The 14,886-nt window shown below is 53.7% G+C and carries 15 protein-coding genes; 8 read left to right on the top strand and 7 right to left on the bottom strand.

The annotated features are described in order from the left end of the window. Window positions 1-12 precede the first annotated feature (12 nt). The 3 genes from LQ901_RS08990 to pdxB form a co-directional block, all read right to left on the bottom strand. Window positions 13-204, bottom strand: a complete 192-nt coding sequence (locus LQ901_RS08990) for a hypothetical protein (RefSeq protein WP_064977432.1) — start codon at window positions 202-204, stop codon at window positions 13-15. Window positions 205-277: 73 nt separating this feature from the next. Continuing rightward, window positions 278-1,291 carry an aspartate-semialdehyde dehydrogenase gene (locus tag LQ901_RS08995; protein ID WP_010862124.1) on the bottom strand — a complete coding sequence of 338 codons (1,014 nt, stop codon included), beginning with the start codon at window positions 1,289-1,291 and terminating at the stop codon, window positions 278-280. Between the two features lie 71 nt (window positions 1,292-1,362). After that, the gene (gene pdxB, locus LQ901_RS09000; protein WP_064977431.1) at window positions 1,363-2,490 is read right to left on the bottom strand and encodes a 4-phosphoerythronate dehydrogenase PdxB; all 1,128 of its coding nucleotides are present in this window, start codon (window positions 2,488-2,490) and stop codon (window positions 1,363-1,365) included. A 355-nt stretch (window positions 2,491-2,845) separates the two neighbouring features. Here pdxB and LQ901_RS09005 point away from each other — a divergent pair, with 355 nt between their 5' ends. From LQ901_RS09005 to LQ901_RS09030, 6 genes are all read left to right on the top strand, one after another. Beyond that, a complete protein-coding gene (locus tag LQ901_RS09005; RefSeq protein ID WP_197665242.1) occupies window positions 2,846-3,238 on the top strand; it encodes a DUF2170 family protein in 393 nt (130 codons plus the stop codon). Window positions 3,239-3,248: 10 nt separating this feature from the next. After that, window positions 3,249-3,941 carry a PspA/IM30 family protein gene (locus LQ901_RS09010; RefSeq protein ID WP_064977430.1) on the top strand — a complete coding sequence of 231 codons (693 nt, stop codon included), beginning with the start codon at window positions 3,249-3,251 and terminating at the stop codon, window positions 3,939-3,941. Window positions 3,942-4,198: 257 nt separating this feature from the next. Further along, window positions 4,199-4,837, top strand: a complete 639-nt coding sequence (locus tag LQ901_RS09015) for a YjfK family protein (RefSeq protein WP_010862128.1) — start codon at window positions 4,199-4,201, stop codon at window positions 4,835-4,837. Window positions 4,838-4,965: 128 nt separating this feature from the next. Continuing rightward, the gene (locus tag LQ901_RS09020) at window positions 4,966-5,376 is read left to right on the top strand and encodes a DUF350 domain-containing protein (protein WP_010862129.1); all 411 of its coding nucleotides are present in this window, start codon (window positions 4,966-4,968) and stop codon (window positions 5,374-5,376) included. A gap of 11 nt (window positions 5,377-5,387) precedes the next feature. Then, a complete protein-coding gene (locus tag LQ901_RS09025) occupies window positions 5,388-6,089 on the top strand; it encodes a DUF1190 domain-containing protein (protein WP_233672171.1) in 702 nt (233 codons plus the stop codon). Further along, a complete protein-coding gene (locus LQ901_RS09030; RefSeq protein ID WP_152135990.1) occupies window positions 6,089-7,252 on the top strand; it encodes a glutathionylspermidine synthase family protein in 1,164 nt (387 codons plus the stop codon). Before LQ901_RS09025 ends, LQ901_RS09030 begins: the two co-directional genes overlap by 1 nt. 99 nt (window positions 7,253-7,351) lie before the next feature. Here LQ901_RS09030 and LQ901_RS09035 read toward each other — a convergent pair whose 3' ends face one another. Continuing rightward, window positions 7,352-7,669: a DUF1971 domain-containing protein gene (locus LQ901_RS09035; protein ID WP_036768979.1), complete on the bottom strand. Its 318-nt coding sequence runs from the start codon at window positions 7,667-7,669 to the stop codon at window positions 7,352-7,354. Between the two features lie 259 nt (window positions 7,670-7,928). On the opposite strand from LQ901_RS09035, the gene norV reads away from it, so the two are divergent. Beyond that, entirely contained in the window at window positions 7,929-9,443 is a 1,515-nt protein-coding gene (gene norV / locus LQ901_RS09040) for an anaerobic nitric oxide reductase flavorubredoxin (RefSeq protein ID WP_233672172.1), read from the top strand. 12 nt (window positions 9,444-9,455) lie between these two features. Beyond that, a complete protein-coding gene (gene norW / locus LQ901_RS09045) occupies window positions 9,456-10,691 on the top strand; it encodes an NADH:flavorubredoxin reductase NorW (RefSeq protein WP_233672173.1) in 1,236 nt (411 codons plus the stop codon). 146 nt (window positions 10,692-10,837) lie between these two features. Here the strand turns inward: norW and rhlE are convergent, their stop codons facing one another. The 3 genes from rhlE to fabB all read right to left on the bottom strand — a co-directional run bounded on the left by rhlE (window position 10,838) and on the right by fabB (window position 14,812). Next, window positions 10,838-12,313, bottom strand: a complete 1,476-nt coding sequence (gene rhlE / locus LQ901_RS09050; protein WP_106911145.1) for an ATP-dependent RNA helicase RhlE — start codon at window positions 12,311-12,313, stop codon at window positions 10,838-10,840. A gap of 163 nt (window positions 12,314-12,476) precedes the next feature. Next, the gene (gene rlmA / locus LQ901_RS09055) at window positions 12,477-13,403 is read right to left on the bottom strand and encodes a 23S rRNA (guanine(745)-N(1))-methyltransferase (protein WP_233672174.1); all 927 of its coding nucleotides are present in this window, start codon (window positions 13,401-13,403) and stop codon (window positions 12,477-12,479) included. A 194-nt stretch (window positions 13,404-13,597) separates the two neighbouring features. Next, the gene (gene fabB, locus LQ901_RS09060; RefSeq protein ID WP_010862137.1) at window positions 13,598-14,812 is read right to left on the bottom strand and encodes a beta-ketoacyl-ACP synthase I; all 1,215 of its coding nucleotides are present in this window, start codon (window positions 14,810-14,812) and stop codon (window positions 13,598-13,600) included. Between the last annotated feature and the right edge of the window lie 74 nt (window positions 14,813-14,886).

Below are 14,886 nucleotides of genomic sequence, written 5' to 3' on the forward strand. Positions count from 1 at the left end.
ATAACAACAGATTCAGGAGCTCTTATCACCGGACGGCAGCTTGACGCCATCCGGCACTGAAATTGGGTTTTCGACATGCTTTGCACATATCGCGGCCATTGCCGTGTATTTTTTTGACGCTTTGGCGTCGTCAGTAACAGACTGACCCCAGTTTAAAGCAAAAAATATGCCGGAGATCACCAGCTCCGGCATGATAATTAGCATAAATCACCCCGGCCAATACAGCCGCGCGTGGTATTTATGCAGCGCAGATTACATTTAGCGTTACAGCGACAAATCAGAGATAGTCGCGGATCAGCAACTCAGCGCTGTGCACGGCCATTAATGCGCCGCCAAACTGAACGTTGTCTGCCACTGACCAGAACTGCACCGCTTGCGGCAGACCATAGTCATTGCGCACGCAGCCGATGGTCAAATGTGGATTTTGCGTGGCATCGCCCACTGGCGTCGGGAAGGCGTCGCCTTCTTGCAGCTCGATACCTTCTACGTCACGCAGCATCTCGATGCATTCGAGCTGGCTCAGCATTTGATCGGTTTCCAGCATCACCGCTTGCGCGTTGCCGTAGAAGACCGGCGCTTGCACGCACTGCACCGCTACTGGCAGAGTTTCATCCTGCAGAACTTTACGCACTTCATCAACAACCCGGCGCTCTTCGCTGACCACGCCTTCGCTGTCCATACGCGCAGCACATGGCAACAGGTTAAACGCCAGTTGCGCTGGGAATAAGACCGGCTCGACCGGATAGCCATTCAGCAGACGAGTCGCCTGACCGGCCAGTTCGGTAACACCGCGCTTACCGAGCGCGGAAGCCGGTTGCAAGTTAGTCAGATTCAGACGCTGCAACACCGCTTGCTCCAGCAGTGGTTTCACGGCGGTCAGCGCTTGGCATACCGCGGCACCGGCCACAGCAATAATATTGCGGTTGCGGTATTCGCTCAGCATGTGCGGGTTAACGGTCGGTACCACCAATGGCACAGACGGATCCATCGCAAACAGGCCGCTGCTATCAATTACCAGACAGCCAGACTCTGCCGCCAGATCAGCATAACGGGCACTGGCTTCTTGCGACGCGACGAAAAATGCCAGTTGTACTTGCGCCCAATCAAACTCCTCGGCTGCCTGTACCGCGACGTTTTTACCGTTGAACAAAACGGTGTCCGCTTCATCCGGCTGGCTGGCCAGAGGAAACAGCTGACCCACCGGAAACTCGCGCTCACTCAGCAGCGTCAGCAGGGCCTCACCAACGGCACCTGTTGCACCCAATACTGCGATATTCCAACCTTCAGTCATACTGACTCTCTCCGCCCTGTTTTATTCTCTATTGCGATATGCCGGCATGGTACTGCTCTGTCAGTGACAAATCAGGCCACCCGGCTGGAAAACCCGATATTCTGCAGCAAATTTGCGGTTTGTGCATCATCGCAAACGACAGTGAGGGATGCCCACTCGCGTCGCTCGGGGTAAAACTTACGCAGACGGTCAAATTCGCCGTCAATGGCCGCGCCACGGCGCAGTGGCGCATCGTCGCGGCGCACGTCATACACCAGATGTACCAAGCGCGTCAGCATGGCTTGATCCAGCGCGCCGTGCAGACGGATTTCCGCCACATCCGGCACCGGTAACAAGGTACGAATATCGGCGCGTGGACTGCGACCTAACGATTCGCACAGCGCATCAAACACCTGCGCAGTACCGCGCGCTTTACCTTCTAAGCTATAACCGGCAATGTGCGGGGTAGCGACCGCCACATAGGGCAGCAAAGGCAGCATAATCTGCGGCTCGTTTTCCCAAGTATCCATAATCAGATGCCAACGACGCCCATTTTGCAGTGCGTTCAACAATGCTTGATTGTCGATGATCCCGCCACGACCGGCGTTAACTAAAATGCGATCATCTGGCAGCGCTGCCAAGACATCAGCGTCAATCATGTGGAAGGTTGGGTGTGCGCCGCGCTTAATCAGCGGGGTGTGCAGCGTGATGATGTCGGACTGTGCCAACAATTCCGGCAAAGTCACAAATCCATCCAGCCCTTCTCGCTCGGCACGTGGCGGGTCACACAGTAAGGTACGGATACCCAGCGCGCGCAGGCGCTGGTTCAGGCGCGAGCCCACATTCCCTACCCCAACAATCCCGACCGTTTTATCGCGCAGCTGAAAGCCATCTTGCTCAGCTTTAATCAGCAATGCCGAAATCACGTACTCCACCACGCCAATGGCGTTACAGCCCGGTGCCGAGGAAAACCCAATTCCGGCCTGAGCCAGCCACTCCAGATCGACATGATCAGTACCGGCTGTAGCCGTGCCCACAAACTGAACCGAGGTATCACGCAGCAAGTCAGCATTGACCTTGGTCACCGAACGCACCATCAGCGCATCCGCATCGGCTAATTCAGCCTGCGGCATAGGCCGGCCGGAAACAGGAAATACCTGTCCAACCTGACTGAATAACTCACGGGCGTACGGCATGTTTTCATCTACAACAATTTTCACGACCTGACTCCATCGGCATCGATTTTCTGTGATAAATGATACCATGCACGACAGCGATTGCGCCGGCGCCAGCCCACACTTGGCAGTGTGCTAAATGTCAATAAATGTGACAGAGGCCAAAGGCTTGCATCTTGTTGCCTATCATTGCGACCAACTTATGCGAAATTGTGCATTACAAGTCATTGATAATTTGCAACCTGGCCCCCATATCGGTGTCATACCTACCAGACTGTGATCGTTTTGCGCCGTCAAACGGCAACACCAAAAGCTGCGTGGGATAGACGCTACGATCATGTGATGGTTACCGGAAGGCAGCCTGATATCTGCCTTCGCCGCATCAATAACGGGAGATTTAATGATGCAATGGCAACTCTCTGATTTACTTCAGCACCTGCAAGCGCATGCCGGTTGGCATACCGAGCCGCAGGGCGATACGTTAGTGATCCGTAACGATGAAGGTCTGGAAGCCTATCTGGCCATTGCCGGTGAACAAATTCTGGTGGAAAGCCTGCTGTTCAGTGCAGCGCAAGTCAAAGATTGCGCCGCGCTGGATGCTTACATCCTGCGTACACATAAACTGTTTCCGCTAACCAGTATCGGGATTAACCGGATTGACGATACCGAATACTACACGGCATTCGGGGCGCTCTCCTCCCACTCCTCATTCGAGGCTATTGATGCGGAAATCGCGACATTATTCCGTAATATCGCCGCATTTATTGACCTTTACGACGATTATTTACAGTGAGTTATCCATTATGAGTATTTGGAAAAAGTTATTTACCGCCGTAAAAGGTGGCGTGAACGAAGCGGCTGAAACCATTGCCGACAGTCAGGCGCTGCGCATTTTGGATCAAGAAATTCGTGAAGCCAAAGAAGAGCTGCGTCAATCTGACAGAGCACTGGCCAGCATCATCGCCAAGCGCAAACTGTCTGAGCAGAAAGTGCAAGCGCTGGCACAAAGCATCAGCGAGTATGAGCAACATGCCATCAGCGCAATGGAAAAAGGCGAAGAAGCGCTGGCGTTAGAGTGCGCCGAGCGTGTCAGCAAGCTGCGCGATGAGCAAGAAGGCGAGCAGCGTTATCTGGATCAGTTCAGCCACTCGGCAGATACCCTGCGTAATAACATCACGCAGGCGAAAGAGAAACTGCGCCAGTTAGAGCAGCAAGTGGATGTGGTCAAAGCCACCGAAACCGTGCAAAAAGCACAAGCGGCGGTCTCTGCGCGTAACGTGGGCGCGAACTCCAAAATGCGCACGGCCGTAGAATCATTAGATCGCATCAAGCAAAAACAAGCCGAACAACAAGCCAAGCTGGAAGCGGCAGCTGAGCAATACGCCGAAGAAAGTGGCGATGCTCTGCAAGCGAAACTGAAGCAAGCAGGGATCACCGGCAGTGCCAATAATTCGGCCAAAGATGAACTGGCCCGCATTCTGGCCCGCAAACAGTAATCGCAGCCACCGGCTGCGCCGAGACGTTCCTATGACTCCGGGCATCCCTATCAGGTGCGCCGGGGTTTTGTCTTATTGACGGTTAAATAGCGTTAATAACGTCTTAACACAGCGCAACGTGTGATGCCGCACCTAGACTAGAATAGCGCGGTAGTTAGCATGAACCGTTAGCGCAAAAAATAGACGCTAACACAACAAGCTCACCATCTGTGGCATAACAACACTCCATAGCTGTCAGCATCAAGGTAGGACTGACTATGTTTGACTGGTTCAAAAAGAAAACCGCGCCAGCACCGACTACGCCCAGCACACCAGAAGTGCTCGGTCTGCGCTTAGGCGGCGTGGTGGAATTCGATGATCTGGCACTGCGCTTAATTGAGCCGCATGTGATTTTTGAAGGTGCGGCGCGCAGCCAGATTATTCAAGCGGTAGGTGAAGTGAAGCTGGACGATAACAGCCGCCTGCTGCGTTTTTACACCGATGATGAAGGCTTTATTCAGGTTTTACAGCAAGGTGGAACCGAAGACAGCCACGTCATTGATGTCAAATTGTGGTATTTTTATCAGACGCAAGCGGTCGATACTCAGGCCAGTTGGGATGATTTGCTGCAAAACGGCATTGTGCGCAGCGAATGGTCACTGGAAGGGGAAACCTTCGAGAAGGTGTGGCATAACGAGCGGCCGGTCGCCATGACCGAGAAAACCTGGAATGCCGGTACCCTGTACCCGTCGGAAACCGATCAATTCATTATGCTGTATCAACGGCATGTGAATGATTCGCTGGATGAGTTCGTGATGATCTCTGCCGAAGAAAAACTGATCTTCAACGATCAGGAGCGCGCATTGGTGATCAGCACCGGGATTAACCTGACCCCGACCGACTTTAAAGTAATCTAACACTACCGCGACGTACATTAACGCAGCCTAAACCTGCGTGATGGAAAAGACGTGTTTACATCACGCACGGCATTTCACCGCGTAAAATGACGTGCGATTTACCATATAGGCAGCTGCTGCCAAGGAGAATGACTGTGGCGTTACTGGCCGGACTCGGATCTTTTGCTCTGTACTTTTTTACCGCACTCATCATGTTGATGGTGTTTAAGTGGGCTTATGTGCGCGTCACCCCTTACGATGAGTGGGCGTTGGTTAAAGAACAGAAGAATGTTGCAGCGGCGGTGACGCTGGCCGGTGCCTTTATCGGTTACAGCTTGGCCATTGCCAGTGCCGCCAGTAATTCCGTCAGCCTATTTGATTTTATTGTCTGGGGCATTGTGGCGCTGTTTGCCCAGATCATCGCCTTCCTGATTGTCCGCTTTGGCTTGATGCCAAGCTTTGTCGAGCGGATCAACAACAATGAAATTGGCGCAGGCATCGTGATGGCCGGTATGTCCGTGTCCGTCGGTTTGCTGAACGCCGCCTGTATGACCTACTAAAGGAGAGCAGAATGAAACGCAGTCAGAACATTCTGCGCGAAAAGTTACGTAAAACTTGGCGTCCTTTTAAACTGGCACCGTTGACCGTGGCGGTCAGCAGCATGGTGCTGGCCGGTTGTGGCGATGAAGCCCAACCACAGGTATCCGCCGAAGTGTTCAAGAACTTGTCGGAATGTATTAATCAGAACCCGACCTTGGCCGCCGAGTGTCAAACCGCTTACCAGAACGCACTGGCCGAAGCAGCGAAAACTGCGCCGCGCTATAACAGTGAATCGGACTGTGTGGCCGAGTTTGGTGCCGGACAGTGCGTGCAATCACCGGGCACCGGCTGGTTTATGCCGATGATGGCCGGTTATATGTTCGGTAAATTGATGAACAGTGGCCGCTCAAGTTACAGCAACGTGCCGGTGTTTATCCCCAAAGATCAACGTAATCCCAACTACGGTAAATGGACCACCTCCACCGGTTATAGCTACGGCAACGCCGGCACCAGCAACCGTAATGTCACGCTGGATAACAATGCGCTGAAGGAAAAACCGGCCGCAACGCGCACCTTGTCGCGCGGCGGTTTTGGCTCCACCGTAGAAGCCAAATCCAGCTGGGATAAGCGTGATGATCGCTCCAGCAGCAGCTCCGGTGGCAGCGGCTGGTCATCGTCGTCTTCCCGTAAAAGCTCTTACAGCGGCAGTAGCAGTCGCAGCTGGGGTGGCTGATGTTCCGCGTTCCTTGTAAAGAACGCCCGAACTGGCGCGCGTTAGCCGCCGAGTTCGGGTTTGGTTTTCATACCATGTACGGCGAGCCGTATTGGGATGAAACCGCCTATTACCAGTTCAGTCTCAAACAGATCGAGCAAGATCTGGAGCAGCCGACCCAAGAGTTGCACCAGATGTGTCTGGAAATTGTCGATCAGGTGGTGCGCGATGAAGTGCTGCTGCGTCGCTGCCAGATCCCCGAGCCGTTATGGCAACAAGTGGCCGACTCGTGGAAACGGCGCGATCCGAGTCTGTATTCGCGTTTAGATCTGGCCTATGACGGTAAATCACCGGCCAAGCTGTATGAGAACAACGCTGATACGCCGACTTCCCTGTTTGAAACGGCATTTTGGCAGTGGTTATGGCTGGAAGATAACGTCGACAGCGGTCAGCTGCGCCGCGATACCGATCAGTTCAATCTGGTGCAAGAAGCACTGATCCGCCGTTTGCATCAGTTAAACCAGCACAGCCCACACACGCTGCACTTTGCCTGCTGTCAGGATACTGAGGAAGATCGCGGTACGGTGCAATATCTGGAAGATTGTGCCAAAGAAGCGGGGCTGAACACCAAATTTGTCTTCATCGAAGAGATTGGCTTAAGCGCCGATGGCCGCTTTACTGATACCGATGATCACATTATCGAGTGGATGTTCAAGCTCTATCCGTGGGAGTTCATGTTCCGCGAAGCCTATGCTGAACATCTGGCCAGCGCGCAGGTGCAATGGCTGGAGCCGATGTGGAAATCGATCATCTCCAACAAGGCGCTATTGCCGCTGCTGTGGCAACGTTTCCCGAATCACCCGAATCTGCTACCGGCTTATTTTGCCGATGATCCGGCGCGCAGTGCGCTGAAAGATTATGTGGTGAAACCGCTGTTCTCCCGTGAAGGCGCCAACATCAGCATCGTGCAGGATCAAAAAACCGTATACGAGGTGGATGGGCCGTATGGTGAGGAAGGGATGATTTGGCAAGCCTATCACCCGCTTCCTAAATTTGGTGATAACTACACCTTAATTGGCAGTTGGTTGATTGATGATGAGCCGGCGGGGATCGCGATCCGTGAAGATGCCAGCTTAGTAACGCAAGACTTGTCGCGCTACATCCCGCATATCATTTTGGATTAAGCGTCGGAATGATGCCATTGGCCTGCCCGCAAGATACGTAGACAGGCCAACGTGATGCGCTTACCAATATGCACTTAACACTGAGAGTAACGCTTAGATTTACTCGGCGGTGTCATGCAGTTGTGGATCGGAAAAGAAATCCAGATTAAAACAGGTATCGTCGGTCAGTAAGGCAATTTTGTGCCAGTACTGCGGCGGCGCGACCAAAAACTGCCCTGCTGCCACAATCACTTCCCGCTCAATCTCCTGCGTTTCACCGCGAAAGCCGGTAAAACAGATCCCGCCGCGCATCACCGATAATCGCGCATACACCCCAGCACGAGTGTTATGCCAACTAAGCAATGCCGCCGGTACGCTATCGCGCTTAAAAAATGGGGTCTGCTTGTGACAGGTAAAATAGTCAGGAATCGTTACCATCGTCTTATCTCCTTTGCTGCGTGTAGCATAACGCAGATGTTCATGCATAATTGCTTCATCCTGTGACAAAGCACGTCACCCTCGCCATATTTCTTTAAAATCAATAATTAACAGATTGATTACTCGCGCAAGAACCGCCTAATCCCCTGCCAAATCAAAAGTCCGGCCAAGATTATAAGTTGCATTATAAATACACCTTTAATATTATGCACCTCATAAGATGCACTTTAAATACAACTTTATAATGAGGCCGTCTACAATGCACATTCAGGTAAAGAACAATATTCATTGGGTTGGTCAGCGTGACTGGGAAGTGCGTGATTTTCACGGCACCGAATACAAAACCACCAAAGGGACGAGCTACAACAGCTACCTCATTCGTGAAGAAAAAACAGTCCTGATCGACACGGTTGATCATAAATTCAGCCATGCTTTTGTCGCCAATCTGAAGCAAGAGATCGATCTGCGCAGCATTGATTACATCGTGATCAACCACGCGGAAGAAGATCATGCCGGCGCACTGTCTGCGCTGATGGCCGAGATCCCCAATACCCCGATCTACTGTACCCGCTCGGCGATCGATTCGATTACTGGTCATCACCACCATCCCGAATGGAATTTTCGCACCGTAAAAACCGGCGATACGCTGGATATTGGGAATGGGAAAGCGCTGGTATTTGTGGAGGCCCCGATGCTGCACTGGCCTGACAGCATGATGACCTACCTGACCGGTGATGCGGTGCTGTTCAGTAACGATGCTTTCGGTCAACACTACTGTGATGAGCGGCTATTTAACGATGAAGTCGACCAAACTGAGTTGATGGAGCAGTGCCTGCGCTACTACGCCAATATTCTGACCCCGTTTAGCCAACTGGTCACAGCCAAAATTCAAGAAGTGCTGAGCTTTAATTTGCCAGTCGCCATGATCGCCACCTCGCACGGGATCGTATGGCGTGACAATCCGGTGCAGATCATCGAACAATACCTGCGCTGGGCGGATCAATACCAAGAAGATAAGATCACGTTGTTCTATGACTCGATGTCTAACAATACCCGCATGATGGCCGATGCGATCGCGCAAGGGATCTCCGAGCGTGATCCGCGAGTCGCCGTGAAGATCTTTAATGTCTCACGCCATGACAAAAACGAAATTCTGGCGCAAGTCTTTTGCTCCATAGGCATTTTGGTCGGCTCCTCGACCATGAATAATGTGATGATGCCGAAAATTGCCGGCATGCTGGAAGAGATCACAGGCCTGCGTTTTCGTAGCAAAAAAGCAGCCGCCTTTGGCTCGTATGGCTGGAACGGCGGCGCCGTCGATCGCATTCATGCGCGTTTGACCGATGCCGGTTTCATGACTTGCGAAAGCATGAAAGCCAAATGGAAACCGGACAGCTACACCTTACAACTGTGCCGCGATTATGGCCGCAAACTGGCGGAAGAATGGGCCTTAACCCCCCTTGCTGAACCTGCTGCGATTAATGTGCAGACAACCACGGCTATGGTCCAAGTCGAGGGCGAAGCAGTATCCACCATCGCAGACGCAGCCTCACCGCAGATCAGTGCCCTGCGCCCTGCCTGTCAGAGCAGCGCAAACGGTGTTCTCAGTGGCTGCAAGATGATCTGTACTGTGTGTCAGTGGGTGTACGATCCCACCGTTGGTGAGCCAAACCAAGACATCGCCCCCGGCACCGAATGGGATGCGGTACCGGATGATTTCCTCTGCCCTGATTGTGGGTTGGGTAAAGACGTCTTCGATCCGCTGCAAGACTGAGGAGATACCTGCATGCCGACTTTACACATGACTACGCCACCGGCACAGGCCACCACTACCTTGGTTGATGCCCCTATCATCATCGTCGGGAGTGGTTTTGCAGCGTGGCAATTGGTGAAAGCGATGCACCGACAAAACGCCCAACAACCGATACTGCTGATCACTGCCGATGATGGCTGTGACTACAATAAGCCAGATCTGAGCCATATATTCACGCGTCAGACTGAAGCGGACAGCATGGTACGCGCGGATGCGGCCACACTGGCTGCCGAGCTGAATATCGAGATCCTGACCCAGACGCGGGTTACGGCGCTGGAGCCAAAACAGCATCTGCTGCACACGGCGAGCGCCACCTTACGCTACAGTAAGCTGGTATTGGCCGTTGGTGCGCGCAGTGTTATCCCGCCGCTACCTGATGATGCCGCTCAACATTGTATGACCCTCAACAGCTTGCAGGATTACCGCCAGCATGCGGCACGTCTGCAACAGATGCCGTCAGTCTTGATTGTGGGCGGCGGCTTGATTGGCACCGAGCTGGGTATGGATGCGGTCTTAGCCGGTAAACAGGTGATTATGACGGATCTTGCGCCGCGCTTGCTGGCGCGCCAACTGCCGGCGCTAATAAGCCAAGCCTTGCAGCAGCAAATGCAAGAGCACGGGGTGCGCTTCAAACTCGGCTGCACGCTGACCGCACTACAACGTAGCGACAGCGGCGAGTGGGCAATCACCTTCAGTGATGGTAGCCGTTATCAGGCAGCCGAAATTCTGTGCACCGCAGGGCTGCGCCCAGAGATCACCCTCGCGCAACGCGCTGGTTTGCAGACCGACCGCGGTATAGTCACTGATGCGTATTTGGCGACCTCGGAGGAAGACATATTCGCACTCGGCGACTGCGCGCAGATTGTAGGGGAAGTCTACGCTTACTTACAGCCGATTTTGCTGTGTGCCGCGGCGTTGGCGAAAACCTTACTCGGTCAGCCAACCGCAGTGCGCATTCCAACCCAGTCGGTGCGGGTCAAGACGCCGCTATTACCGCTGCAAATTGCCGGTACACTTGCCGGTCATCTCGCCAGCGAAGAGGTGGGGACACAGCAAATCGTGCTCAATGATCCCAAAGGGATGACCTTGTGGCAATTGGATGCCGAGCAGAAGCGATGCGGCTTTGTCGCTGCCGGTGAGCACCAAAAACAGGCAATGGCGATGCTAAAAATGCTGGGACAACCGTACGAGATAGCGCCACGCCAATAGCGGATTGACTTATCGACCTCACATTGACGCGCATAAAAAAAGCCCGCCTCTTTTCAGAGACGGGCTTTTTTGTTGTCTGTTCGGCACTAATTGTTGATCACGCGCCTGAACAAGACGACTTATTCAACACTTATTCTGCGAGACGACTATTCCGCGATACGACGCGGCGCACGCTGACGTGGCGCGCGTGGGGCACGGTTTTCGCCGCCACGGTTCTCGCTGCGACCTTCACTGCGACCTTCGCCAGTACGGGCGCTGTCGTTACGGCGGGCATTCGGGTTACCCTGACGACGTGGACGGCCTTCGCCGCTGCGCTCTGACGCGCCGTCAGCCGCAGCACGAGCACCTTGTCCGCGATTGCCACCGTTACCGCCATTGCCGCCTTGACGACGACCATTACCGCCCTGATTGCCATTACGGCGATCATTGCGCTGACGGCCATTGGCAATCGGCTCGGCTTTGATGGATGGATCCGGCGCAAAACCGTCCAGCGCTTCACGTGGGATCTCTTTTTTCAGCAGACGTTCGATATCACGCAACAGTTTGTGTTCATCCACACACACCAGTGACAACGCCAGACCTTCACAGCCAGCACGGCCAGTACGGCCAATGCGGTGCACATAGTCTTCCGCCACGTTTGGCAGCTCGTAGTTCACCACGTACGGCAGCTGGTCAATGTCCAGACCACGCGCGGCGATATCGGTGGCCACCAGCACGCGCACACGGCCATTTTTAAAGTCATCCAGCGCACGGGTACGCGCACCTTGACTCTTGTTACCGTGAATCGCTGCGGCGGTGATGCCATCTTTACCCAGCTGCTCGGCCAGATGGTTGGCACCGTGCTTGGTACGGGTAAACACCAGCACCTGACGCCACTGATCGCGGCCAATCAAAAACGACAGCAGTTCGCGCTTACGCTTACGATCGACAAAGTGCACACGCTGCTCAACCTGCTCGGAAGCGGTGTTACGGCGAGCGACTTCAATCAGTTGTGGGTTTTTCAGCAGTTTGTCTGCCAGACCTTTGATCTCATCCGAGAAGGTCGCGGAGAACAGCAGGTTCTGACGCTTGGCCGGCAGCAGCGCCAACACTTTACGGATATCGTGGATAAAGCCCATATCCAGCATACGGTCAGCTTCATCCAGCACCAGTGTTTCCACTTTTGCCAAAGAAACGGCGTTTTGCTGGACCAGATCCAACAGACGGCCTGGCGTGGCTACCAGAATATCAACCCCACCACGCAGCTTAATCATCTGCGGGTTAATGCTCACGCCACCGAATACCACCAGCGAGCGTAGAGGCAAGTATTTGCTATATTCGCGTACGTTTTCCCATACTTGAGCGGCCAGCTCACGGGTAGGCGTCAAGATCAACGCCTTAACTGGACGACGGCCATTAGGCTGAGCCTGTTGGCTCAAGCGCTGTAAAAGAGGCAGGGTAAAACCTGCGGTTTTGCCTGTTCCCGTTTGGGCACTGGCCATCAAATCGCGGCCCTGCAGCACCACCGGAATGGCCTGACGCTGAATCGGCGTCGGTTGTGTGTAACCCTGCTCGGCTACCGCGCGCAGCAGTTCATCACACAGGCCAAGAGAATCAAACGATTCTAGATTTTCAACAGACATACAACATATGCTCCTGAGCCCAGCGCCCGTCAGTAAAAGGGTCGGTCAGGCTGAACTCATTAATCAGAGGGCGGCCGCAACAAGCGGCCGACACCGACATCAGGTACAGACCGAAGCGTACCGTGAACGGCGATTGTAACAGAGGAATGGGATTGGTGTGAGATTAATCACAAATGACAGGATCGCGATGATGAATGCGAATCGCAAAGTCCGTTTCACACGCAAACTCACTTTGCGCCGCCAAGTGCTCCCACACCTGCGCCGACGCGCGCCAAGCGAACGGCGTCATCTGCAGCAGTTGCACCGCCGCCTGTGCGCTAAGACGCATCGGATAGGCCAAACGCAAATCCTGCTCGAGTGTAAAACCGTCTAAAGTCTCAACTGGACATGGGTGCAACACCACATCCCCATACACCTGCTCTTTTAGCTGATACAGATGCCGCGGCGCAGGCGACACCGTGATCACCACCCCACCCGGTCGCACACAGCGCGCCAGCTCTTGCGCCTTGCATGGTGCATAAATGCGCACCACTGCATCCAACGACGCATCAGCAAACGGCAAGCGGTGGCTAGACGCCACACAAAACTCCACATTCGGATAGCGCTTGGCCGCATAGCGTACCGCCACTTTGGAAATATCTAACCCGAATACCTGACTGGCGACCTGCGCTTCGCCATTAGAAGCGCTGCCAGCGAAGGTTTCGCCATTGGAAATCATTGCGTGCTCGGCCAACACACGGGCCAATGCCGCCGTGTAGTAACCTTCACCACAGCCGATATCCAACACTTGAATTCGATGCACGTCTGATGCTGACACCGCAATCAGAGATTCTTGCAACAACGCCGCCACTTTATCGCGCAGCGGTTGATAGTGGCCGGCTTCCAAAAACGCGCGTCGCGCCTGCATCATCTCTTTGTTATCGCCCGGATTTTTCGAATGTTTGTGCTGTACCGGCATCAAGTTGACATAGCCTTCTTTTGCGCAGTCAAACTGGTGACGTGCGGCACACTGCCAGCGACGTGGCTCACCACGGCGCAGCTGCAAAGGCTGATGACATAAAGGACACTGGTAACTAAAGGCGCTGAACATGCGAATATCCTGACAAGCGAAGGGGAAAACCGGCAGGCAGTCTAAAGAAAAAATGATCCCTCATCCAGTGCTAGCGGCCAGCAGGCGAAAAAATGGGCAGAAAAGCGGCATAAAAAAGGCCCGAAATTATCGGGCCACCCGTCAAGGAAAATTAAAGAGGAGCTAACACTTCAGCTCCTGTTAACCAACTTTGCTTATTGCTTGAATTTACGCATTACCAAGGTGGCGTTAGTGCCACCGAAGCCAAAGCTGTTGGACATGACGGTAGTCAGTTCACGCTCGGTGGTTTCGGTAATGATATTCAGGCCCGCGGCTTGTTCATCCAGCTGCTCAATGTTGATGCTTGGCGCAATAAAGCCATGCTCCATCATCAGCAGGCTGTAGATAGCCTCGTGTACCCCTGCCGCACCCAGTGCGTGACCGGTCATCGACTTGGTCGCCGAAATTGCAGGGCAGTTTTCAGCAAACATTTCTTGGATAGCACCCAGCTCTTTCACATCACCGACCGGCGTAGACGTACCGTGGGTGTTGATGTAATCGATTGGGGTATCAATGCCTTGCATCGCCATCTTCATGCAGCGCACTGCGCCTTCACCTGACGGTGCTACCATGTCGTAACCATCAGAAGTTGCGCCATAGCCAACGATTTCAGCATAAATCTTCGCACCACGCGCCAGTGCGTGCTCCAGCTCTTCCACTACGACCATACCGCCGCCGCCAGAAATCACGAAACCATCACGGGCCGCATCATAAGTACGGGACGCTTTTTCTGGCGTTTCGTTGTACTTGGTAGACAGTGCGCCCATGGCGTCGAATTCCATCGCCATTGACCAGTCCAGCTCTTCGCCACCACCGGCAAACACGATGTCTTGCTTGCCCAGCTGGATTTGTTCCAGCGCGTGGCCAATACAGTGCGCGGAAGTCGCACAGGCAGAGCTGATAGAGTAGTTGATACCACGGATCTTAAACGGGGTCGCCAGACAAGCAGACACACCGGAAGTCATGGTTTTTGGCACCATGTACGGACCCACACCGCGCAGGCCACGCGAGCGCATTGCATCGGCAGCGGCGATTTGGTTACGTGGTGAACCACCACCGGTACCCACAACCAGACCAGTACGGTCATTGGAGACCATCTCGTCAGTCAGACCCGCATCCGCAATCGCTTCTTGCATCGACAGGTAGGCAAACGCCGACGCATCGCTCATAAAACGAAAAACTTTACGGTCAATCAGCCCGGTCAGATCGAGTTTGATGTCCCCCCAGACCTGACTGCGCATATTCATATCGCGCAGCGTTTCAGAGAAGGTGATCCCGGAGCGTCCGGCTTTGAGTGATTCCAGAACTTCTGTTTTGTTGTTACCAATGCTGGAAACGATTCCGAATCCTGTAATTACGGCTCTTTTCATGCCTAAAACATCCTTAACGCTTTGCATTTGGCCAAAGTTTAACGGTTTTGTTGTCTGCAAGTGGTCAGCTTTCC

This window comes from Plesiomonas sp. PI-19 (genome assembly GCF_021368255.1).
In the GTDB taxonomy this organism is placed as follows: Bacteria; Pseudomonadota; Gammaproteobacteria; order Enterobacterales; family CAMTGL01; genus Plesiomonas; species Plesiomonas shigelloides.

Coding starts and splice junctions, on each gene's coding strand:
- LQ901_RS08990 (WP_064977432.1), bottom strand. CDS start 204: ATGCTAATTATCATGCCGGAGCTGGTGATCTCCGGCATATTTTTTGCT.
- LQ901_RS08995 (WP_010862124.1), bottom strand. CDS start 1,291: ATGACTGAAGGTTGGAATATCGCAGTATTGGGTGCAACAGGTGCCGTT.
- LQ901_RS09005 (WP_197665242.1), top strand. CDS start 2,846: ATGATGCAATGGCAACTCTCTGATTTACTTCAGCACCTGCAAGCGCAT.
- LQ901_RS09010 (WP_064977430.1), top strand. CDS start 3,249: ATGAGTATTTGGAAAAAGTTATTTACCGCCGTAAAAGGTGGCGTGAAC.
- LQ901_RS09015 (WP_010862128.1), top strand. CDS start 4,199: ATGTTTGACTGGTTCAAAAAGAAAACCGCGCCAGCACCGACTACGCCC.
- LQ901_RS09020 (WP_010862129.1), top strand. CDS start 4,966: ATGACTGTGGCGTTACTGGCCGGACTCGGATCTTTTGCTCTGTACTTT.
- LQ901_RS09025 (WP_233672171.1), top strand. CDS start 5,388: ATGAAACGCAGTCAGAACATTCTGCGCGAAAAGTTACGTAAAACTTGG.
- LQ901_RS09030 (WP_152135990.1), top strand. CDS start 6,089: ATGTTCCGCGTTCCTTGTAAAGAACGCCCGAACTGGCGCGCGTTAGCC.
- LQ901_RS09035 (WP_036768979.1), bottom strand. CDS start 7,669: ATGGTAACGATTCCTGACTATTTTACCTGTCACAAGCAGACCCCATTT.
- norV (WP_233672172.1), top strand. CDS start 7,929: ATGCACATTCAGGTAAAGAACAATATTCATTGGGTTGGTCAGCGTGAC.
- norW (WP_233672173.1), top strand. CDS start 9,456: ATGCCGACTTTACACATGACTACGCCACCGGCACAGGCCACCACTACC.
- rhlE (WP_106911145.1), bottom strand. CDS start 12,313: ATGTCTGTTGAAAATCTAGAATCGTTTGATTCTCTTGGCCTGTGTGAT.
- rlmA (WP_233672174.1), bottom strand. CDS start 13,403: ATGTTCAGCGCCTTTAGTTACCAGTGTCCTTTATGTCATCAGCCTTTG.
- fabB (WP_010862137.1), bottom strand. CDS start 14,812: ATGAAAAGAGCCGTAATTACAGGATTCGGAATCGTTTCCAGCATTGGT.